Annotated in this window: 18 protein-coding genes and 1 pseudogene; 11 read left to right on the top strand and 8 right to left on the bottom strand. The window is 70.1% G+C overall.

Annotated elements, in window-relative coordinates:
* Nucleotides 1-162: 162 nt before the first annotated feature.
* The 3 genes from ABT245_RS31080 to ABT245_RS31070 all read right to left on the bottom strand — a co-directional run bounded on the left by ABT245_RS31080 (nt 163) and on the right by ABT245_RS31070 (nt 3,944).
* The gene (locus ABT245_RS31080; protein WP_351739894.1) at nt 163-1,983 is read right to left on the bottom strand and encodes a glycosyl hydrolase family 18 protein; all 1,821 of its coding nucleotides are present in this window, start codon (nt 1,981-1,983) and stop codon (nt 163-165) included.
* Between the two features lie 153 nt (nt 1,984-2,136).
* Nucleotides 2,137-2,778, bottom strand: coding sequence for a response regulator (locus ABT245_RS31075; RefSeq protein WP_351739891.1), 642 nt, complete (start codon nt 2,776-2,778; stop codon nt 2,137-2,139).
* Complete coding sequence (locus ABT245_RS31070) at nt 2,775-3,944, bottom strand: sensor histidine kinase (RefSeq protein ID WP_351739888.1); 1,170 nt, start codon at nt 3,942-3,944, stop codon at nt 2,775-2,777. The genes ABT245_RS31075 and ABT245_RS31070 overlap by 4 nt, the downstream gene beginning before the upstream one ends.
* 152 nt (nt 3,945-4,096) lie before the next feature.
* Between ABT245_RS31070 and ABT245_RS31065 the strand changes: the two genes are divergently transcribed.
* Entirely contained in the window at nt 4,097-4,660 is a 564-nt protein-coding gene (locus ABT245_RS31065) for a hypothetical protein (protein ID WP_351739885.1), read from the top strand.
* Nucleotides 4,661-4,691: 31 nt separating this feature from the next.
* On the opposite strand, the gene ABT245_RS31060 is transcribed toward ABT245_RS31065, so the two are convergent.
* Nucleotides 4,692-5,264, bottom strand: coding sequence for a cob(I)yrinic acid a,c-diamide adenosyltransferase (locus tag ABT245_RS31060; protein ID WP_351739882.1), 573 nt, complete (start codon nt 5,262-5,264; stop codon nt 4,692-4,694).
* A 239-nt stretch (nt 5,265-5,503) separates the two neighbouring features.
* On the opposite strand from ABT245_RS31060, the gene ABT245_RS31055 reads away from it, so the two are divergent.
* The 3 genes from ABT245_RS31055 (at nt 5,504) to ABT245_RS31045 (ending at nt 9,716) form a co-directional block, all read left to right on the top strand.
* A complete protein-coding gene (locus ABT245_RS31055) occupies nt 5,504-6,352 on the top strand; it encodes a 3-hydroxyacyl-CoA dehydrogenase family protein (protein ID WP_351739879.1) in 849 nt (282 codons plus the stop codon).
* Nucleotides 6,353-6,555: 203 nt separating this feature from the next.
* Complete coding sequence (locus ABT245_RS31050) at nt 6,556-6,879, top strand: STAS domain-containing protein (protein ID WP_351739876.1); 324 nt, start codon at nt 6,556-6,558, stop codon at nt 6,877-6,879.
* 266 nt (nt 6,880-7,145) lie between these two features.
* Nucleotides 7,146-9,716, top strand: coding sequence for an ATP-binding protein (locus tag ABT245_RS31045; RefSeq protein ID WP_351739873.1), 2,571 nt, complete (start codon nt 7,146-7,148; stop codon nt 9,714-9,716).
* A gap of 60 nt (nt 9,717-9,776) precedes the next feature.
* Here ABT245_RS31045 and nucS read toward each other — a convergent pair whose 3' ends face one another.
* On the bottom strand, nt 9,777-10,457 hold the full coding sequence (gene nucS, locus ABT245_RS31040; protein WP_351739871.1) for an endonuclease NucS: 681 nt from the start codon (nt 10,455-10,457) through the stop codon (nt 9,777-9,779).
* A gap of 299 nt (nt 10,458-10,756) precedes the next feature.
* On the opposite strand from nucS, the gene ABT245_RS31035 reads away from it, so the two are divergent.
* The 5 genes from ABT245_RS31035 (at nt 10,757) to ABT245_RS31015 (ending at nt 15,179) form a co-directional block, all read left to right on the top strand.
* On the top strand, nt 10,757-10,963 hold the full coding sequence (locus ABT245_RS31035) for a hypothetical protein (protein WP_351739868.1): 207 nt from the start codon (nt 10,757-10,759) through the stop codon (nt 10,961-10,963).
* Nucleotides 10,947-11,468 carry a DUF6879 family protein gene (locus ABT245_RS31030; RefSeq protein WP_351739865.1) on the top strand — a complete coding sequence of 174 codons (522 nt, stop codon included), beginning with the start codon at nt 10,947-10,949 and terminating at the stop codon, nt 11,466-11,468. The genes ABT245_RS31035 and ABT245_RS31030 overlap by 17 nt, the downstream gene beginning before the upstream one ends.
* Entirely contained in the window at nt 11,458-12,306 is an 849-nt protein-coding gene (locus ABT245_RS31025; RefSeq protein WP_351739863.1) for a helix-turn-helix domain-containing protein, read from the top strand. The genes ABT245_RS31030 and ABT245_RS31025 overlap by 11 nt, the downstream gene beginning before the upstream one ends.
* 1,035 nt (nt 12,307-13,341) lie before the next feature.
* Complete coding sequence (gene ltrA, locus ABT245_RS31020) at nt 13,342-14,634, top strand: group II intron reverse transcriptase/maturase (RefSeq protein WP_351739860.1); 1,293 nt, start codon at nt 13,342-13,344, stop codon at nt 14,632-14,634.
* Nucleotides 14,631-15,179: a group II intron maturase-specific domain-containing protein gene (locus tag ABT245_RS31015; RefSeq protein ID WP_351739858.1), complete on the top strand. Its 549-nt coding sequence runs from the start codon at nt 14,631-14,633 to the stop codon at nt 15,177-15,179. Before ltrA ends, ABT245_RS31015 begins: the two co-directional genes overlap by 4 nt.
* 26 nt (nt 15,180-15,205) lie before the next feature.
* Here the strand turns inward: ABT245_RS31015 and ABT245_RS31010 are convergent.
* Nucleotides 15,206-15,308, bottom strand: a pseudogene (locus ABT245_RS31010) (endonuclease NucS); the annotation flags it as partial.
* Nucleotides 15,309-15,600: 292 nt separating this feature from the next.
* Between ABT245_RS31010 and ABT245_RS31005 the strand changes: the two are divergent.
* Nucleotides 15,601-15,993 (top strand): SCO5389 family protein, encoded by a 393-nt coding sequence (locus ABT245_RS31005; RefSeq protein ID WP_351739855.1) that lies wholly within the window; start codon nt 15,601-15,603, stop codon nt 15,991-15,993.
* Between the two features lie 93 nt (nt 15,994-16,086).
* Here ABT245_RS31005 and ABT245_RS31000 read toward each other — a convergent pair whose 3' ends face one another.
* Entirely contained in the window at nt 16,087-17,115 is a 1,029-nt protein-coding gene (locus ABT245_RS31000; protein ID WP_351739853.1) for an LLM class flavin-dependent oxidoreductase, read from the bottom strand.
* A gap of 222 nt (nt 17,116-17,337) precedes the next feature.
* On the opposite strand from ABT245_RS31000, the gene ABT245_RS30995 reads away from it, so the two are divergent.
* The gene (locus tag ABT245_RS30995; RefSeq protein WP_351739850.1) at nt 17,338-17,679 is read left to right on the top strand and encodes an Rv1322 family protein; all 342 of its coding nucleotides are present in this window, start codon (nt 17,338-17,340) and stop codon (nt 17,677-17,679) included.
* Nucleotides 17,680-17,733: 54 nt separating this feature from the next.
* Here the strand turns inward: ABT245_RS30995 and ABT245_RS30990 are convergent, their stop codons facing one another.
* Nucleotides 17,734-18,624, bottom strand: a complete 891-nt coding sequence (locus tag ABT245_RS30990) for an ABC transporter permease (protein WP_351739847.1) — start codon at nt 18,622-18,624, stop codon at nt 17,734-17,736.
* Between the last annotated feature and the right edge of the window lie 94 nt (nt 18,625-18,718).

The following is an 18,718-nucleotide window of genomic DNA, read 5'->3' as shown; positions in this document are numbered from 1 at the left end:
CACCGCACCGGACGCCGCGGGCCCCGCCCTCCGGGCGGACGACGCTACTTTCGCAACACGCCCCAGCCGCATTCACCCGTCGGGTGGGACCCGGACGAGCTGCCGGTGAGCGTCAATGCCGCTCACCGCCCGTTGTTCCGGCGAACCTTCTTGCGAGCGGCCTTACGACAGGCCGCTGTTGATGGCGCTCACCAGCTCACCGTTGCCGGTGTCACCGCTGAACTCCCACATGAACGTGCCGCCGAGACCCTGTGCCTTGACCCACGCCATCTTCGTGCCGATGGTCGCCGGGGTGTCGTACGACCACCAGTTGCTGCCGCACTTCGCGTACGCCGTGCCCGCGACGGTGCCGGTGGCCGGGCAGGACGTCTTGAGCACCTTGTAGTCCTCGATGCCCTGTTCGTAGGTGCCGGCCGCCGGTCCGGTGGCCGTGCCGCCGGGGGCGTCCTGGGTGACCCCGGTCCAGCCGCGTCCGTAGAAGCCGATGCCGAGGAGCAGCTTCTTCGCGGGTACGCCCTGCGCCTTGTACCTGGCCATCGCGTCGGCGGCGGTGAAGCCGGCGGTCGGGATGCCGCTGTAGGAGGTGAGCGGGGAGTGCGGGGCCGTCGGGCCCTGCGCCGCCCAGGCGCCGAAGAAGTCGTACGTCATCACGTTGTACCAGTCGACGTACTGCGCGGCGCCCGCGTAGTCGGCGGCGTCGATCTTGCCACCGGAGGAGCCGTCGGCCGTGGTGGCCGCGGTGACCAGGGAGTTGGCGCCGAACTTGGCCCGCACCGCCGACATCAGGTTCTTGAAGGCGTCCCGCCCGCTGCTGTCGCAGCTCAGGCCGCAGGCGTTCGGGTACTCCCAGTCGATGTCGATGCCGTCGAAGACGTCGGCCCAGCGCGGGTCCTCGACCAGGTCGTAGCAGGACTGCGCGAAGGCCGCCGGGTTCTTCGCCGCCTCGGGGAAGCCGCCGGACCAGGTCCAGCCGCCGAAGGACCACAGCACCTTGAGGTTGGGGTACTTGGCCTTCAGCTGCCGCAGCTGGTTGAAGTTGCCGCGCAGCGGCTGGTCCCAGGTGTCGGCGACGCCGCTGACCGACTGGTCGGCGGTGAAGGTCTTCTCGTAGTCGGCGAAGGAGTCGCCGATCGCGCACTTGCCGCCGGTGACATTGCCGAAGGCGTAGTTGATGTGCGTGATCTTGGCCGCGGAGCCGGAGGTCACCAGGTTCTTGACCTGGTAGTTGCGGCCGTAGATGCCCCACTCGGTGAAGTAGCCGAGCTTGACCTTGTCGCCGGTGGGCGGCTCAGTGGTGCCGCCTGTGGTGTGCACGGCGACCGCGCCGCCGGCCGGGCCGGTCTGGTCGGCGGTGTCGCGGGCCCGCACGCTGTAGGAGTAGTCGGTGCCCGCGGTCAGGCCGGTGTCCGTGTACGAGGTGGTCGTCACGGTGGCGACCTTGGCGCCGTCGCGCAGGACGTCGTAGTTCTTGACGCCCTTGTCGTCGGTGGCCGCCGACCAGGACAGCTTCACCGAGGTGTCGGTGATGTCCGAGGCCGTCGGGGTGCCCGGCGCGGACGGCGGGTTGTCGCCCGGCACCGTGGTGCCGTCACAACTGCCGCCGTTCAGCTTGCAGTCGGCGGGGGAGCCGGAGCCGGCGCCGTTGAAGCCGAAGGAGACCGAGGCGCCCGGGGGGAGGGTGCCGTTGTAGGACTTGTTCTTGGCGGTCCAGTGGGTGCCGGCGGACGTGATGTCCGCGTCCCAGCCGGAGGTGACGGACGTACCGGAGGGGAAGTCCCACTCCACGGTCCAGGAGTTGATGGTGGTGGTGCCGGTGTTCTTGACGGTCCACCTGCCCTCGAAACCGGTTCCCCAGTCCTGGGCCTTGGTGTAGGTGGCCGTGGCGGTCTCGGCCGCATGGGCGGGACCGGCGAGGCCGACCAGTCCGGCGAGGGGGAGCAACAGGGTCGCGAACCCTGCCGCGGCTCTGTGTCTGAAGCGCATCGCGCGCCTCCTCTTCTGTTGTCGGCCACCAGGGCGCCAGAACCGGTGACCGGGGTGTCGGGGCATGACTGAGCCTTCACGCCCACAGTGCCGCGAGAATAGAAAGGTCTGGACCATGGGTCAATAGGTCTGGACCAGTAGGGATGTGGTCGGTCAGATCCCCAACTCCTGTGCCAGCACCGCGGCTTGCACCCTGCTGCGCAGCTCCAGCTTGGCCAGCAGTCGGCTGACGTGGGTCTTCACGGTCCCCTCGGCCATGGCGAGCCGCTCCGCGATCGCCGCGTTGGACAGCCCCTCACCCAGACACGACAGGACCTCGCGTTCCCGTCGCGTCAGCGCCTCGAGTACCGCCGGATCGGCCGTGGTTCCGCGCACCGGCCGGGCGGCGAACTCGGCGATCAGCCGCCGGGTGACCGCCGGAGCGACGATCCCCTCCCCGCGCGCCACGGTGCGCACCGCCGTCAGCAGATCCCTCGCCTCGGTGTTCTTCAGCAGGAACCCGGCGGCCCCGGCCCGCAGCGCCCCGAACACATACTCGTCGAGGTCGAACGTGGTCAGCACCAGCACATCGGCCAGCCCGTCCCCGACGACCTCGCGGGTCGCCGACACCCCGTCCATGCGGGGCATCTGAACGTCCATCAGCACCAGGTCCGGCCGCAGTTCCCGGGCCAGCTCCACCGCCCGCTCGCCGTCCGCCGCCTCGCCCACCACCTCGATGTCGGGCGCGCTGCGCAGGATGAGCACCAGCCCGGCGCGGACGGCGGCCTGGTCCTCGGCGACCAGAACACGGATCATTCGGGGTCTCCTTCGGTCAGGGGAAGGGTGGCGCGTACGGTCCACACGGCGCCCTCGGGGCCGGCCTCGAAGCCGCCGCCCAGCAGCACGGCCCGTTCCCGCATCCCGATCAGGCCGGCCCCGGAGCCGGGTGCCCGCGGGCCCTGCGGACGGCCGTACGGGCTGCTCACCCGCACGTCCAGGACGTCGTCACGCCGGACGAGGCGGACGGTGACCCGGCCAGGACCCGCGTGCTTGAGCGCGTTGGTCAGGGACTCCTGCACGATCCGGTAGGCGGCCAGCTCCACAGGGGCCGGGACCCGGCCGTGCCCGGCGTCGAGCGTGACATCGAGGCCGTTGGCGCGGGCGCCGTCCACCAGGGTGCCCAGGCCGTCCAGCGTGGGGGTGGCGGACGGCTCGCCGTCGGTGTGGTCCCGCAGGATCCGGATCAGCCGGCGCATCTCGGCCAGCCCCTCGACGCTGTTCTCCCGGATCACCCGCAGCGCCTCCTCGGAGGTGCCGGGGTCCTCGATCGACAGCGCGGCGGTGGAGTGGATGGCGATGGCGGACAGATGGTTGGCCACCAGGTCGTGCAACTCGCGTGCCATCCGCGTCCGTTCCGCGGTGACGGCCTGGGCGCGGTCCATCTCGGCGAGCAGCGCGGTCTGTTCCGCGCGCAGCCGCGCCGCCTCGGCCGCGTCCCGGTGGTCGCGCACCACCCAGCCGGTCGCGGCCGGCGCGAAGGCGATGACGCCCACGCCGACCCCGATGAGCATCCCCTGCGGATCGCGCCAGAGCGCCGTCGGCACCACCCCGCCGAGCACGGTGAGCAGCCCGGTGATCCACGGGATGCGGCGGGCGGCGGCGGGCGTGCCGTACAGGACCGCCGCGTACACCAGGTCCGTGTAGAGCACGATCGTGGCGATGCTGCCCCGGGTCAGCAGGTCCGCGAGCACCGCGGCCGTGCCGATCAGCAGGCCCAGACCGGGCCGGACGCGGCGCAGCGGCTCGCAGGCCGCCGTCACGGCCAGCGGCACCAGGGGCGCCCAGTGCCCGGGCCACAGGACCAGGTCGGCCGACATGGCTCTCGGGAAGATCCCGACCGCCCACAGCAGCAGCCCGGCCAACCAGCCGCCCACCGCGATGCGCAGATCGTCGCGGTGCGGGAGGGGCAGGGTCGGGGCCATGGCCCCATCCAACACGGCCCGCGGGCGGCCCGCCTGCACCCGGGGAAGGGTCCGTGACTGCATCTTTCGATGTACCGCGAGTTCATCGCCGGTGACGACGAAACGGGCGGCCAGGTCCGGGAGTCTGGAGGGGCGACCGAGGGGAGCGAATCATGATCGTCGGGTTGGTCATCGCCTGTGAGGTGGCGTTCTGGGCGCTGCTGGCGGCCGGGCTGGCGTTCCGGTATCTGCTGCGGATGCCGCGCACCGGCCTGGCGCTGCTGCTGTGCGAGCCGCTGCTGGAGGTCGTGCTGTTCACCGTCACGGCGATCGACCTCAAGAACGGGGCGGAACCGGACTGGCGGCACGGTCTCGCGGCCGTCTACATCGGCTTCACGGTGGGCCTCGGGCACGCCACGATCAAGTGGGTCGACGCCCGGGTCGCCCATCGCTTCGCGGGCGGACCGCCGCCGGTGAAGCCGCCCAAGTACGGCATGGCCCGTGCCGTCCACGAGTGGCGGACCGCGGGCCGCTGGATCCTCGCCTCCGCGGTCGCCATCGCGCTGTTGCAGGCCGCGATCTGGTACGTCGGCTCCGACGGCGGGACCGGATCGCTGCGGGCCTGGCAGCTGAGGATGGTGTGGCTGATCGGGATCAACGTGGTGATCGCCGCCGGCTACACCCTGTTCCCCAAGCGCGCGCCCGCCGAGGACCGGGAGTCCGCCAAGCTGCCCTGAGCGCGCCCGCGACCCTCGGGGCGATACCCGGCTAGCGTTCCCCGCCCGGCACCCACAGCACGTCGCCGGTCTCCTTGTTCGCCGCGCGGGCCAGGATGAACAGCAGGTCGGACAGCCGGTTGAGGTAGGTCGCGGTGAGCGGGTTCATGGTGTCGCCGTGCGCATCGAGGGCCGCCCAGGTCGAGCGCTCCGCGCGGCGGACCACCGTGCAGGCATGGTGGAGCAGGGCGGCGCCGCGGGTGCCGCCCGGCAGGATGAAGGAGCGCAGCTTCGTCAGCCGCTCGTTGAAGCGGTCGCAGTCGGCCTCCAGCCGGTCGACGTAGAACTGCTCGATCCGCAGCGGCGGGAACTCGGGGTTCTCCACCACCGGGGTCGACAGGTCCGCGCCCACGTCGAACAGGTCGTTCTGCACCCGGGTCAGGACCTCGACGACCTCCGCGTCGAGATCGCCCAGCGCGATCGCCGTGCCCAGCACCGCGTTCGCCTCGTTGGCGTCGGCGTACGCGGCGATCCGCAGGTCGGTCTTGGCGACCCGGCTCATGTCACCGAGATTCGTGGTGCCCTGGTCGCCGGTCCTTGTGTAGATACGCGTCAGATTGACCATGTGGCCAATCTAGACGCTGCCTCCACGTGTGCCGAGGGGTGACCGGCGTACGGCGGAGGGCGGACGGCCCCGGGCCCGCCGGTATCGGTCCGCCCCGGATCCGCGTGATGCGCGGGGAGCAGGAATCCTCCCGTTCCGGACTGTGAGGAGGATCGCCGATCACCGGCCGCACAGGCCCGTACGGGCACTGCTAGGGTCCGCCGAAGAGGCAATCCGAACAGTGCATAAGGGGAGTCGGAGTGGCACGGAAGCTCGCCGTCATCGGAGCCGGTCTCATGGGGTCCGGTATCGCCCAGGTCTCCGCGCAGGCGGGCTGGGACGTGGTTCTGCGTGACGTCACCGACGAGGCGGTGGAGCGTGGCACCGACGCGATCAGGGCCTCGTACGACAAGTTCGTGGCCAAGGGGAGGATGGAGGCGCACGACGCCGACGCCGCACTCGCCCGCATCACCGCCACCACCGACCTGGACGCCGCGGCCGACGCCGATGTCGTCGTCGAGGCGGTCTTCGAGAAGCTGGACGTCAAGCACGAGATCTTCCGTGCGCTCGACAAACTGGTGCGCCCGGACACGGTGCTCGCCTCCAACACCTCCGCCATCCCCATCACCAAGATCGCGGCGGTCACCGAGCGCCCGGAGCGGGTCGTCGGTGTGCACTTCTTCTCGCCGGTGCCGATGATGCAACTGGTAGAACTCGTCCGCGGCTACAAGACCAGCGACGAAACTCTCGCCACCGCACGGGAGTTCGCCGAGTCCGTGGGCAAGACCTGCATCGTCGTCAACCGGGACGTGGCCGGCTTTGTCACCACCCGGCTGATCTCGGCGCTCGTCGTCGAGGCGACCAAGCTGTACGAGTCGGGCGTCGCCACCGCCGAAGACATCGACCTGGCCTGCCGGCTGGGCTTCGGCCACGCCATGGGCCCGCTCGCCACGGCGGACCTCACCGGCGTCGACATCCTGCTGCACGCCACCAGCAACATCTACACCGAGTCGCAGGACGAGAAGTTCGCGCCGCCGGAGCTGATGCGCCGGATGGTTGACGCCGGTGACATCGGACGCAAGAGCGGGCAGGGCTTCTACACCTACTGACCTCCGGCCGACCTCTGGCCGACCTTCCGGCTGACCTCCGATCGAGCAGCCTCGCCGAGACCGCACCGACCCCTGGGATATCACCCTCAGGGGTGAAATCGGTATCGGTTCGCTGACAGACGGCAACCTGGTCGCCGCTGAAGCAGTCAGACGGTGCACAGCACCGTCACGGAGTACGCCGCCGCACTCACGGGGAGCGCATTATGCACATCAGGGGCGACCACGCCGAGCTGGTCGTCGGGGGCCGCCTCGACGTCCGCAGCGCGGCGGACGCCCGTACGGTCCTGCACTCGGCCGTCGACGACGGCGTCGGCGACCTGGTCCTCGACCTGTCCGAACTCGACTCCTGGGACGCCACCGGGCTCGGGGTGATCATGGGGGCGCACCGGCGGGCCGGCCGCTGCGGTCGCCGCCTGGTGCTGCGCGGTGTACCGCCCCAGATGCGGCGCCTGCTCGTCGCCACCCGGCTGCACCGGATCCTGGCCATCGAGGGGGGCTTCGGGGTCGAGTCCCCGCCCCGGGTGTGACGCCGCGGTCGGGTGTGAACAGGGCGCCGGGAAGGACCCGGGCGCGGCCCCTGGAACCGCACGTCGTACGCAATCCTCACTGGACCGTGACGTCTCGGGCCGACCGGTACCCCGGCCTGTCGTAGATACTGGGCCAAGGTTTAAGGTTCGGTCGCCCGCTGCCATGCGACCCTCGAGCGGGCCCGGACCAGAGGCGACAGCGCGGTGTGCAGCAGGCCGGCAGGGGCCGGACAGGGGCACACGACGCTTTTGGGGGGCTTGAACCCATGGACCCGATCAACCCGGGACCCGAGGACCACGGCCGCGAAGGCACCGGCCACCCGCCGCGCCCGCGTCCGCCCCGGGAATCCCTCGCAGCGGACTTCGGCCCGGGCACACCCGCACTCGCCCGCACGGCGCGGCTCGTCTGCGGTGACTTCCTGCTCACGGTCAATCCCGTCGACGGCAGCGAGATAGAGCCCTGCCCGCCCAGTCAGCGGCCCGGCCGGCCCGTGAAGTCCACCGCGGCCGAGCGCACCGAGTCCGAGCGTGCCGCGCGGCCGCCCGTGCCGCCGGGCCCCGCGGGGCCCGCGCTGCCGCTGCTGGAACGCCAGGACGAGCGCGAGCGCCTGCTGCGGCTGCTCGCCCGCGGCCGCTCCGTACGCCTCACCGGGCCCTCCGGGTCCGGCCGCACCTCTCTGCTCGACCTCGTCGCCGAGGACTGCGCGGACCTCGCCCCCGACGGCGTGGTCCGGCTGAGCGGCTTCCACCGCACGGCGGGCGAGCTGCTGTACGACCTCTTCCACGCCGTGTACGACGCGCCCCGGTACCGGCCCGAGCGGGACGAACTGCTCGGCCTGGTCGCGGAGATCGGCGCCGTCGTCGTCCTCGACGACATCGAGTTCGGCGGTGCCGCCCTCGACGAGCTGATCGGGGCCACCCCCGAGTGCGCGTTCCTGATCGGCGCCACCTCCGAGGTGCCCGCACCGTCCGCCGACTCCAGCGTCGAGGAGGTCTTCCTCGGCGGCCTCGACCGGGCCGGCGGCGTGGCACTCCTGGAGCGCACCGTGGGCCGGGTCCTCACCGAGGAGGAGGCCAACTGGGCCGGCGACCTCTGGTTCGAGTCCGAAGGGCTGCCCCTGCGCTTCGTCCAGGCCGGCGCCCTGCTGCGACAGCGCGACCGGCTGCGGGCCGGCGCGGGCGCCGTGGAGCAGTTCGGTGTCTTCGAGGACGTACGGCCCTCCCCGCTGCCGGCGCGCTCCGAACCGGGTGGCTCCGCCGCGTCCTTCGACGCGGACGCCGAGGACGGCGAGGAGGTACCCCTGCCGTCGCTCGGTGAGGCGGCGGCGCCCGCACCGCTGCTCGCCTCCCGGCTGAGCGCCTCGGCACGCGCCACCCTGCGGCTCGCCGTCGCCCTCGGCGGCGAGGTGCCGCACCAGGCGCATCTGCCCGCCCTGGTCGGCGACACCCACGCGGACGCCGCCCTCGGTGAACTCGCGAGCTGCGCACTGGTCTCCCCGGTCGGCTCCCGCTACCGCCTCGCGGCGGGCGTACAGACCCAGTTGGAGGCCGCGGGCTACGCCGACGACCTGGTGGCCGAGGCCCTGACCGCCGCCCGGCACTACGCGTGGTGGGCCGGTCACCCCTCCGTCACGCCCGAGCGGGTGTGCGCCGAGGCCGACGCCGTGCTCGCCGCGCTGGCCGTCCTCGTGCCGCGGACCGGGCCGGCCGTCGAGGACGAGGAGAGCCCCGCCGTCGGGCTCGCCCGCACGGCCGCGCCCGCCTTCGCCTCGGGGCTACGCTGGGGCGCCTGGGAACGGGCGCTGCGGTCCGGCGCCGAGGCCGCCCGGCTGGCCGGGGACGTGGCCGAACAGGCTTATTTCCACCACGAGTTGGGTGTTCTCGCGCTGTGCGGCGGTCAACTGGACCGGGCCCGCGCCGAACTGGAGGCATCCATCGGGCTGCACGGCGCCCTCGCCGACAAGCGGGGCGCCGTGGCCGGCCGCCGCGCCCTCGCCCTGGTCGCCGACCGCGCGGGCGATGCACCCGGGGGCGGTGCGCCCGGGGGCGGTGCCGGCCCGGGCCAGGAGGCAGCTGCGGCCCGCCGCGAGGCGCCCGTCCCGCCGCCCGGCGGCGTCCCCGCCGGCTTTTCCGCCGCACTCCCGCCGGTCGGCGACACGGTCGTCACCCACCGGATCGCGACCCCGGGCCCGGCGTCCGCGCCGGGGCCCCGGGGCGGGCTGCGCAGGCTGGCCCGGCGCAACCTGGTGGCCGCCGGTTCCGGCGCGCTGCTCGCCGCCGTGCTCGGCACGGTGGTGACACTCGGCATGACGTCCCACGACAACGCCGACGACCCGCCCGGCAAGGCCGACGTCAACCCGTCGGCAGGGCAGGGCGCCGACGACGGCGGTCAGGGCGCGGACACGCCCAAGATCGACAACGGCGACACCGGCACGGCGACCAGCAGGCCCACCGACCCGGGCCCCGACGGCACGCTCGGCACCTCGGACGACCCGACGCCGCCCTCGCCCGCGGCCACGACCGGGCCGTCGGACGACCCGACCGGGACGCGGCCGGGCGATGACTCTTCGTCGGGTTCGCCGTCCGAGCCGCCCGCCGGTGAGCCGTCGACGTCGAAACCGCCGACGTCCAGGCCGCCGACGTCGGGGCCGTCCACGACACCGTCGGCCTCGGAGCCGACGCCCTCCGAGTCGCCGACCTCACAGCCGCCGGAGTCCTCGCCGTCCACGTCCGACTCGGCCGGCGGGCCCGTCTCCAGCGCGCCGGCGCAGACGAGCAGTTCGGCGAGCGCACCGGACGGCACGGGCTCGCCGAGCGGCCCGGACTCCGTCGTCTGACGCGCGGCGGGCCGGATCCGCCGCCCCGGATCCGGCCCGCCGCGGGCTCTCGCACGCCCGTCAGAACAGCCGCAGCTTGTCGTCCTCGATGCCCCGCAGGGCGTCGTAGTCCAGCACCTGGCAGCCGATGCCGCGGTCGGTGGCGAGCACCCGGGCCTGGGGCTTGATCTCCTGCGCTGCGAAGATGCCGCGCACCGGGGCGAGATGCGGATCGCGGTTCAACAGGTCCAGATAGCGCGTGAGTTGCTCCACGCCGTCGATCTCGCCGCGCCGCTTGATCTCGATGGCGACGGTCTGCCCCGCCGCGTCCCGGCACAGGATGTCGACCGGGCCGATGGCGGTCATGTACTCGCGGCGGATCAGCGTGTAGCCCTCGCCGAGCGTCTCGATGCGGTCGGCGAGCAGTTCCTGGAGGTGCGCTTCCACGCCGTCCTTGATCAGGCCGGGGTCCACGCCGAGTTCGTGCGAGGAGTCGTGCAGCACCTCCTCCATCGTGATGATGAGCTTCTCGCCCGCCTTGTTGATGACGGTCCAGACACTTGCGGAGCCGTCGGAGTCCCCCGTCTCCTCCTTGAGCGTGCAGGGCGGAGACATCCAGTTGAGGGGCTTGTAGGCCCGGTCGTCCGCGTGGATGGAGACGCTGCCGTCGATCTTCAAAATGACCAAACGCTTCGCAGAGGGCAGATGGGCTGACAGACGGCCTACGTAGTCCACGGTGCACCGGGCAATGACAAGACGCATGCGAGCCAGCCTACGGGCTACAGCGCCGCCCCCGCCCCAGCCTCGGAGCACCCCGCCCGCAAGGGTTGCCATCCGTCCTCCCGGAGGGTGTCACCGGCCCCAGCGGCCCCGTCGCAACCCAGAGACCGCACGGGCCCACACGGGCCTCATGGCCGCCCCTGGAGGGCAGGCATGGGGCCGACAGGGTTTCCTTACCCGACATCGCGAATATTGGTGTTGCCGCATAGACGACCATGAACAACCCTCGTACCGTCCTGTGTGAGGGCCCCAACAGGGGCCGAACACAAGGGGGTTACGACATGGCCCGCGAGGAACTGACCCGCCTTACCGGCAACGGAAACGGCAACTGCAACAACGACGATTGCCCCAACGTCTACCGGACCGCGTCCGGCTCCATCGTCGTCCAGGGCGACGTATCCGACGCATTCCAGCCCCCACAGGGTGAGGCGTTGGTGGAGATCCCCGAGCACGTCTTGAGGGAGGCTTTCCGTGCTCTTGGATGGTGAGGCCTGGACGGCCCGCATGCAGGGATTCCAGCGTGAGGCATGGCGACTTGAGACGCTGCCCTGGTACAGGGTCCCGAGCGAAGACGGGGATATCCGGGATTTCCTCGCCGGGCACCGGATCGACCCGGCTAACTACTCGTCCAGCTACACGGACGGACTCCGGAAGCTGCGCGCCGAAGGAAAAGCCAAGGGACGGGTACACGTCGTCTCCAGGCCCCTCACGGACTATCTCCGGTTCGAGTTCATGTACTACGGGGTACACGCTGCGGCCGGGGACGATATCCGCATCCTCGACGTCACCGACCGGCCCAACCCCCTTGAAGGAGTACAGGACTTCTGGCTATTCGACCGGTCCCAAGTCGTGCTCATGCACTATGACGCGGACGGTACGCAGATCGGCCGTGAAGTGTTCGAGGGGGACGTGACTCCGTTCCTCGAATACCAGCGCATTGCAGTAACCGAGTCGGTTCCCTTCGAGGAGTACGTGAAGGGCCTTGACCTTTGAGCCAGAGTCCCTAGGTCAGTCAAGGTCAGACCTAGCGGAAGCACTACGCGCCGAGCGCAAGCGGGCCGGGTGGACTCAAACCCGGCTCGCTCAGCGCTGCAACATGTCACAGACAAAGATCAGCAACATTGAAGGCGGAAAGCTAGCCCCCGCCATTGTTGACGTTGAACTAATCCTCGAAGCCATCGGGACCGATAGCCCCGTCGCCACGCGCATCCTTGCGCTTGCCCGGACGGCTAATACAGAGTGGCAAGACCTATGGGCTTCACGCCGCCGAGGCGTTGACAAGAAGCAGAACGATCTAGCCCGTCTTGAAGCCATCACGACGGAGTTTCGATTCTTCCTGCCCACGATGATTACGGGCCTACTGGCGACGCCCGATTACGTAAGGGCGAGCCTCGCACGGAACCCCGGCGACATGTCCAAGACCGTCGCTAAAAAGCTAGAGCGCCAACAGGTCCTCATGGACCCCTCGAAGTACTTCACATTCCTACTGACAGAACAGGCCGTACGATGGCCGCTATCCTCACCTATCGCCATGGCTATGCAACTCGACCGGCTAGCGTCCGTCTCACGCATTCCGAACGTTCGGCTAGGCGTGATCCCTCTGGGAATGGTCGGCCCCGTCGCCGAGACGCCGCTGAGCGTCTTCACCGTGTACGACCGGCGACTAGTCCAAGTGGAAACCCACACAGGGGCGCTGATCCTGCGAGACCACAGGGACGTGAACGCGTACCGGGACGACTTTGAACGGTACGAGTCCTACGCCCTGTTCGGGGACGAGTGCCGGGAGATCTTGGCCGAGTGGTCCATGATCTTTACCCGACAACGCGAATGAGACGCATACCGCTGCACGGCACCCGGCATCATTACCGAGACGTCAGGAGTCGCGGGGAAAGGCCACGGGATGAGTGCAACGGCACCGGTTGATACGACAGACGCAAGCCAGTGGGAATATGTGACCTACGCTCCACGGGGCGAGACATGCCCCGCCTGCCTGAAGCGGATTAAGCCGCTCGAACAGGTACGCCGTGGAAGCATTGAAAGGCAGTCCGGACCGCCGTTCGTGGTCTACCGGCACGTCAATTGCCCCAAGGGTTAAGCATGCTGAACCCGTTCGGTGACTTGTGTACGCCCCGCCCCGGGATAGTTGACCCCGACGTGTGCCCCGTGTGCTCCAAGCTGCGTGACCACGTTGCAACAGTCGTCATCACGGGTAATCGAAAAGCCGCTCGGCCCTCACGGGACCGCACGGGGCCTTTACAGCGTCCCAATACGACAAAGAGCCCCGGCGGTGAACGCCGGGGCTCTTTTGGTTGTGCGCCCAGCATGGGCGATTGCTTGGGGGTGGAAGTCCCCTGGGGGAAGAGGTGGTGCTGACCCCGAGCCGGAGGCAAGGGCGTCATCGTGAGGTGGGGTCTGGAGGAAGCCCGAGGCGAGACCTGGGTACCGAGGAACACGAACCGCGCATGAGGCGTGCTGGTCGGGTGAGCCTGCAACGGAAGGTGAAGCCCGTCACTGCCAAGAAGGCCAGTGCGTAAACGCGGCGGGGATCCGGGGACAGTGATCGTTCTTACCTGGGGAGATCTGTCCGGGTGTCGGTTGTGCTGAAGATGTCGCCGCGCCGACGGTTCGTGCTGAGAGGTGTGGGCTGACCGGGCAGAAGTCAGCAGAGGCCGTAGTACCAGCCGGGGTGGCCGCCGATGGGTGGCGGGCTGGGAAGGGCCGAACACCGAGTGGAACGGGTGATGTGGTGGTTGCTCGTGCTGGTCACGGTGATCGCAGCCGACCCGCTTCGGCGGGGCCGCTGGGGGAGGAGCCGGTGCGTCCGGCGGGGCCCTCGGCGGAGCGTAGTGTCCGGTCGGCGCACTCCATGGAGGACGTTCACCGCGAACGGGAGCCTTCGTTGTGGGAGCGGATGCTCTCCAGGGAGAACCTGCTCGTGGCGCTCAACCGCGTCGAGGTGAACCGGGGTGCCCCCGGGGTGGACGGCATGACCACGGCGGAGTTGCGGTCGTGGATCGCTGGGCACTGGCCTGGGGTTCGGGCCGAACTCGATGCGGGCACCTACCGGCCGGCGCCGGTCCGTCAGGTGATCATCCCGAAGCCTGGTGGCGGCGAAAGGATCTTGGGGGTGCCCACTGTGGCTGACCGGATCGCCCAGACGGTGGCCGCTATGTATCTGGAGCGGCGGGTGGAGCCTGTGTTCCATCCGGACTCCTACGGCTACCGGCCGAGGAGGTCGGCGTTGGATGCGGTGGAGCAGTGCCGGCGCCGCTGTTGGCGCAGCGACTGGGTGGTCGATCTCGACATCCGGGCGTTCTTCGACAGCATGGACCATGAGTTGATGCTCAAGGCCGTCGAGCGGCATGTCGACGCGGACGGGAAGTGGGTCCTGCTCTACGTCAAGCGGTGGCTTGTGGCCCCGCTGGCGAAGCCGGACGGCACGGTGCAGCAGCGGGTTCGTGGGACTCCCCAGGGATCGGCTATTTCCCCCGTGCTGGCGAATCTGTATCTCCACTACGCGTTCGATGTGTGGCTGACGCGGAACTTCCCGCACGTCACCTTCGAGCGGTACTGCGATGATGCAGTGATTCACTGCAAGAGCGAGAGGCAGGCCCGCCTCGTGCGGGATGCGCTCGCTGCGAGATTGGCGCAGGTCGGTCTGGAATTGCATCCGGACAAGACGCGCATCGTCTACTGCAAGGACGCCGACCGGCGCGGCTCGTACGAGCACACGTCGTTCACTTTCCTCGGGTACACGTTCCGTCCGAGGCTGGCCAAGAACCGGTACGGGAAGCACTTCGTGAGCTTCCTGCCTGCGGTCAGCAAGGAGGCGATCAAGGCGATGGGCAAGGAGATCCGCTCTTGGCACATCGCCGCCCGCAGTGACAAGTCCCTCAATGACCTTGCGCGGATGTTCAACAGCGTCGTGCACGGGTGGGTCAACTATTACGGGCGCTTCTACAAGTCCATGTTGTATCCCCTCCTCCGGCGCCTCAACGAGTATCTGGTGCGCTGGGCTTGCCGGAAGTACAAACGGCTTCACCGCAGGGAGCGGAAAGCGAAGGAACTGTTGGCGGGCACTGCCCGCCGGTACCCGAATCTCTTCGCCCACTGGCGGTTCGGTCTCAAGCCTGATGGCTGGGCGATGGGAGCCGTGTGAGCCGAGAGGTTCCCGCACGGTTCTGCGAGCGGCGGCGGGTGAGATTCCCGCCGCCGACTCACCTGCGCGTCTTCGTGCGGAGCGAACGGGCCGCTCTCAGGGTGCTCGACTCGGTCACGGCCGTGGTCGAGCAGCGGTTGAAACTGAAGGTCAACCGGGAGAAGTCGAAGGTGGTTCCAGCCTCTGTCGCGACGTTGCTGGGGTTCGGCTTCTACTTCACTCGGGACGGGGTCAGGATCCGGATCGACCCGAAGGCGCTGGCGCGTTGGAAGGCGAGGATCCGGGAGCTGACCTCTCGCCGGTGGAGCATCGCGATGGAAGACCGTATCGCGAAGATCAACCGGTTCATGGCCGGATGGATGGGCTACTTCCAGCTCTCGGACGCCTCCAGGCCGTTCCGGGATCTGGAGGAGTGGCTGCGCCGCAGGATGCGGCAGATCCGCTGGAAGGAATGGAAGCGCTTCGCGGCCGGACGCTGGAACCTGCGCACGCTCGGGATCCCCGACCGTGCCGCCCGTGGGTCCAGTTGTGCGGGCCAAAGGTAGCGGGATCGTTTGGAGAACTACAAGTCAGACCCATCCGCCTTGACCAGGATCACGGCAGGGAGCGGTGGGAAGGTGGACGGTGAGCCGTCCGGCGTAGTCGACGGAGCACCGGGCAATGACGAGACGCATGGTCGGCAACGCTACTCGACGCGCCCCGATGCCCGCGATCCGCCCGCCGGCCCGCCCCCGCCGGCCGTCCTCGGGGCGGGTCGTCCCGCTTGCGCGTAAAGGGTTGTTCATCCCTGGCCGATTGCGAGCCCAATCCGATCGGCCCATGTACGCATTCTGCTGGTGCCGTCACCGACCGTTGCCTACCGTAGTAAACGGGAGGTCGCTGCATATGTACTCAGCGTGTCCGTCATCGCGAACTCCCTGACCTGTCCGGCAACCCCTGCACAGCGGGGGTGCGAGAGGAGAACCCATGTCGCTCGACGTCTCACCGGCCCTACTCGAACAGGCCGAGCGAGGCGAGGTCGACGAAGCCGATTTCGTCGACTGCGTCCGGACCTCCCTGCCCTACGCGTGGGAGATGATCAGCTCCCTGGTGGCCCAGCTGAAGGTGGACGGCGGAGAATTCGCCGACAACCAGACGCCCCCGCCGGACGAGCAGGCACGCGGTCAGCTGCTGCGTGCGCTCGCGAGTGACGCGATACGCGGCGCGCTGCAGCGGCACTTCGGTGTGCGGCTGGCCTTCCAGAACTGCCATCGGGTGGCGGTGTTCCCGCTGGACACCACGGTCGACGAGACGTTGGCCCGCTTCACCTCGGTGCGCGGCCAGTTGCTCAACCAGTCGCCCGAACTCCGGGACTGCTGACGGGGTGAGCCGCCTGCTTGCCGCCCCGCCCGCGGGAGGTGCCATCGGCACCGGGGCGGCAAGCTCCCCGCTCGGCACGGAGTCCGCACGGCGTCAGCGCAGTTGCGGCAGTACCTCGGCGCCCAGCCGCCGTACGTTCTCCTCCGTCGTCGTGAGATCGCCCGAGCCCTCGACGAGCAGGGCGAAACGGGAGATGCCCGTCCGCTCCGACGTCGCCGCGAGCCGGTCCGCGCACAGCCGCGGGGTGCCCACCGGGTGCAGCCCGCAGAGGAGTTCGGTGTAGGCGAGGGGATCGCGCATCGCGCGCACCCGGCCGTCCACCGTCATATGTGCTTCCAGTCCCTGTTTCAGCCAACCGGGCATCGCCTTCAGCAGCGTCTCCACTGCTTCGCTGCCCCGGTCGGCGATCTGGCAGACGCCCGCCGACACATGGGCGGCACCGGCGATCTCGTCGGCGGAGCGCCCCGCCGCGCGCGCGTGCCGCCGCCACAGGGCGATCATCTCGGCCTTCTCCTCGTCCCCGACGTGCATTCCCAGCAGCATCGACAGCCCGTGCTCGGCCGCCAGCCGTACGCTCGCCGGGGAGGTGCAGGCCACCACGACCTCGGGGCCCGGCGCGTCCGTCAGCGCCTCCGCGGGGCGCGGCACGACCGGCACCTCACGGAAGGCGAACCGCTCGCCCGAGGCCGCGACGGCCGGTTCGCGCAGCCAGCGCACCAGCAGATCGAGTGACTCCGGGAAGCCGTGCTCGTACGCGGCGAGACCCGCGCCGAACACCTCCAGGTCCACCCAGGGGCCGCCGCGGCCGACGCCCAGGGTGAAGCGCCCGCCGCTCGTCACATGCAGCAGCGCGGCCTGTTCGCCGAGGGCGACCGGATGGACCGTGGGCAGCACACTGACCGCCGTGCCCACTTGGATGCGGCTGGTGCGGCCCAGCAGCAGCGCCGCCAGGGTGATCGCGGACGGGCAGGTGCCGTACGGCACGAAGTGGTGCTCGGCCAGCCAGACCGCGTCGAGCCCCGCTTCCTCGGTGACCTGCGCCGAGCGGACGGCCCGGTGCAGCGCCTCCCCCTGGCCCTGCCCCGGGAACTGGGCGGCCAGCACAAAACTTCCAACGTGCATTGTGTTTCCTGCTTTCCTGGCTCCGACGCGGAGCTCCCCCACGCGGCATAACCCTCTGACACGTGCCGAGGACACGGCCTGGCGACGGGATTTGCCGATTGTCTGCAGAATGCGGGGCTGTGATGGGCGACTTGTGTGCTTTGACACCCCTTCGCGTACCCCCGTGCGGGCCGCGTAGGCTGGACCCAGCCCTGCATCCTGTATAGCCCCGTGAGGTGTCCCGTGTCCCCGCGTCGCAACCGGCCCAAGGTCCCCAAGGGTGCGGCCCCGTCCGGCCGGAGCGCCGAGGACGACCGCGCCGGCCGCTACGGCGGCTGGCAGTCCACGGAGCGGTGGCAGGGCGAGGACTGGAGCGTGCGCCATGTCGCCGGGGCCGGCGCCGAGGGCAAGACCTACCGCTGCCCCGGCTGCGACCAGGTCATCCCCGCCGGCCTTCCGCATGTGGTGGCCTGGCCGGAGCACACGGGCGTCGACGACCGCCGCCACTGGCACAAGGCCTGCTGGAACGCGAAGGACCGCCGCACCACACGGGCGCAGCGGTCCCGTAACGCACCGCGGTTCTAGGCCCCGCCGCCCGGGGTGGCGGCGAGCGGGGTCGGACGTCGCGTTTCTCCAGGGTCAGACGTCGCGCTTCTCCAGGATCAGGCAGGCCGCGCCGAACGCGACCGCCGTCACGCCCAGGGCGATCCACAGCGGGTCCCAGCCCGAGGGGCCCGATGTGCTCAGCGAGTTGGCGTAGAAGACGCTCAGCTGGTTCGGGATCGAGTACTCGAACAGCGCCTCGCGCAGCTTCTCCAGCGACGACGAGAACATGAACAGGGCGATCACCAGCGGCGCGAGCAGGGCACCGATCATGATGGTGATCGCGCCCGCCGAGTGCCGGATCATCGAGCCGACGAGCAGCGAGAGCAGCCCGAGCAGCGCGATGTACAGGCTGGCGCCCACCGTGCCCTTCAGCCACTCCCCGCCGGACGGGGTCCGGGCACCGGGCACTCCGTCCAGCATGGACGTCTGCGCCAGGGCGACGACGGAGGTGGCCGCCAGCGTGACGACGAAGGCGACGACGAAGAACACCAGCGCCTTCGCCGCCAGCACCCGCACCCGCGAGGGGCAGGCCGCCGTCGTCGTACGGATCATGCCGGTGCCGTACTCCGACGCCGTGGTCAGCACGCCCAGCGTGATGATGCACATGCTGCCGAGCAGCAGTCCGAAGAAGCCGAGCGCCAGCGGGTTCTCACCGGACATGGACGAGGACGAACCGCTGACCAGCGCCCCGGCCAGCAGGCCGATGCCCATCACGAGGAGGACGAACACGCCGAGCGTCCACATCGTCGAACGCACCGACTTGATCTTCGTCCACTCGGAGGCGACCGCATGCCCGAGATGGGTGCGCACCACCGGGATCGGCGAGGTGTAGCCGGGGAACGAGCCGCCCGGGGCCGGCCGCCAGTCGGTCGCGTCCACGGCCGCCTGCGGCGCCTGCGGCATCGGGGGCTGATGGGTGCTCATCGGGCGTCCTCGGGCTTGGTCGGGTCGGCGGAGACGGGAGCGGCGGCGGGCGCCGCGGACTGGACCGGCTCGGCGGCCGGCGCCGCGGGCTGGG

The organism is Streptomyces sp. NPDC001508 (assembly GCF_040298665.1).
GTDB lineage: Bacteria > Actinomycetota > Actinomycetes > Streptomycetales > Streptomycetaceae > Streptomyces.
This window is presented reverse-complemented; position numbering and strand designations above follow the sequence as displayed.

Excerpts from the sequence above, each read along its gene's own strand:
- ABT245_RS31050 (WP_351739876.1), top strand. The coding sequence starts at position 6,556 with ATGCACATCAGGGGCGACCACGCCGAGCTGGTCGTCGGGGGCCGCCTC.
- ABT245_RS31045 (WP_351739873.1), top strand. The coding sequence starts at position 7,146 with ATGGACCCGATCAACCCGGGACCCGAGGACCACGGCCGCGAAGGCACC.
- ABT245_RS31080 (WP_351739894.1), bottom strand. The coding sequence starts at position 1,983 with ATGCGCTTCAGACACAGAGCCGCGGCAGGGTTCGCGACCCTGTTGCTC.
- ABT245_RS31005 (WP_351739855.1), top strand. The coding sequence starts at position 15,601 with ATGTCGCTCGACGTCTCACCGGCCCTACTCGAACAGGCCGAGCGAGGC.
- ABT245_RS31060 (WP_351739882.1), bottom strand. The coding sequence starts at position 5,264 with ATGGTCAATCTGACGCGTATCTACACAAGGACCGGCGACCAGGGCACC.
- ABT245_RS31065 (WP_351739885.1), top strand. The coding sequence starts at position 4,097 with ATGATCGTCGGGTTGGTCATCGCCTGTGAGGTGGCGTTCTGGGCGCTG.
- ABT245_RS31000 (WP_351739853.1), bottom strand. The coding sequence starts at position 17,115 with ATGCACGTTGGAAGTTTTGTGCTGGCCGCCCAGTTCCCGGGGCAGGGC.
- nucS (WP_351739871.1), bottom strand. The coding sequence starts at position 10,457 with ATGCGTCTTGTCATTGCCCGGTGCACCGTGGACTACGTAGGCCGTCTG.
- ABT245_RS30990 (WP_351739847.1), bottom strand. The coding sequence starts at position 18,624 with ATGAGCACCCATCAGCCCCCGATGCCGCAGGCGCCGCAGGCGGCCGTG.
- ABT245_RS31075 (WP_351739891.1), bottom strand. The coding sequence starts at position 2,778 with ATGATCCGTGTTCTGGTCGCCGAGGACCAGGCCGCCGTCCGCGCCGGG.
- ABT245_RS31070 (WP_351739888.1), bottom strand. The coding sequence starts at position 3,944 with ATGGCCCCGACCCTGCCCCTCCCGCACCGCGACGATCTGCGCATCGCG.
- ABT245_RS31035 (WP_351739868.1), top strand. The coding sequence starts at position 10,757 with ATGGCCCGCGAGGAACTGACCCGCCTTACCGGCAACGGAAACGGCAAC.
- ltrA (WP_351739860.1), top strand. The coding sequence starts at position 13,342 with ATGGAGGACGTTCACCGCGAACGGGAGCCTTCGTTGTGGGAGCGGATG.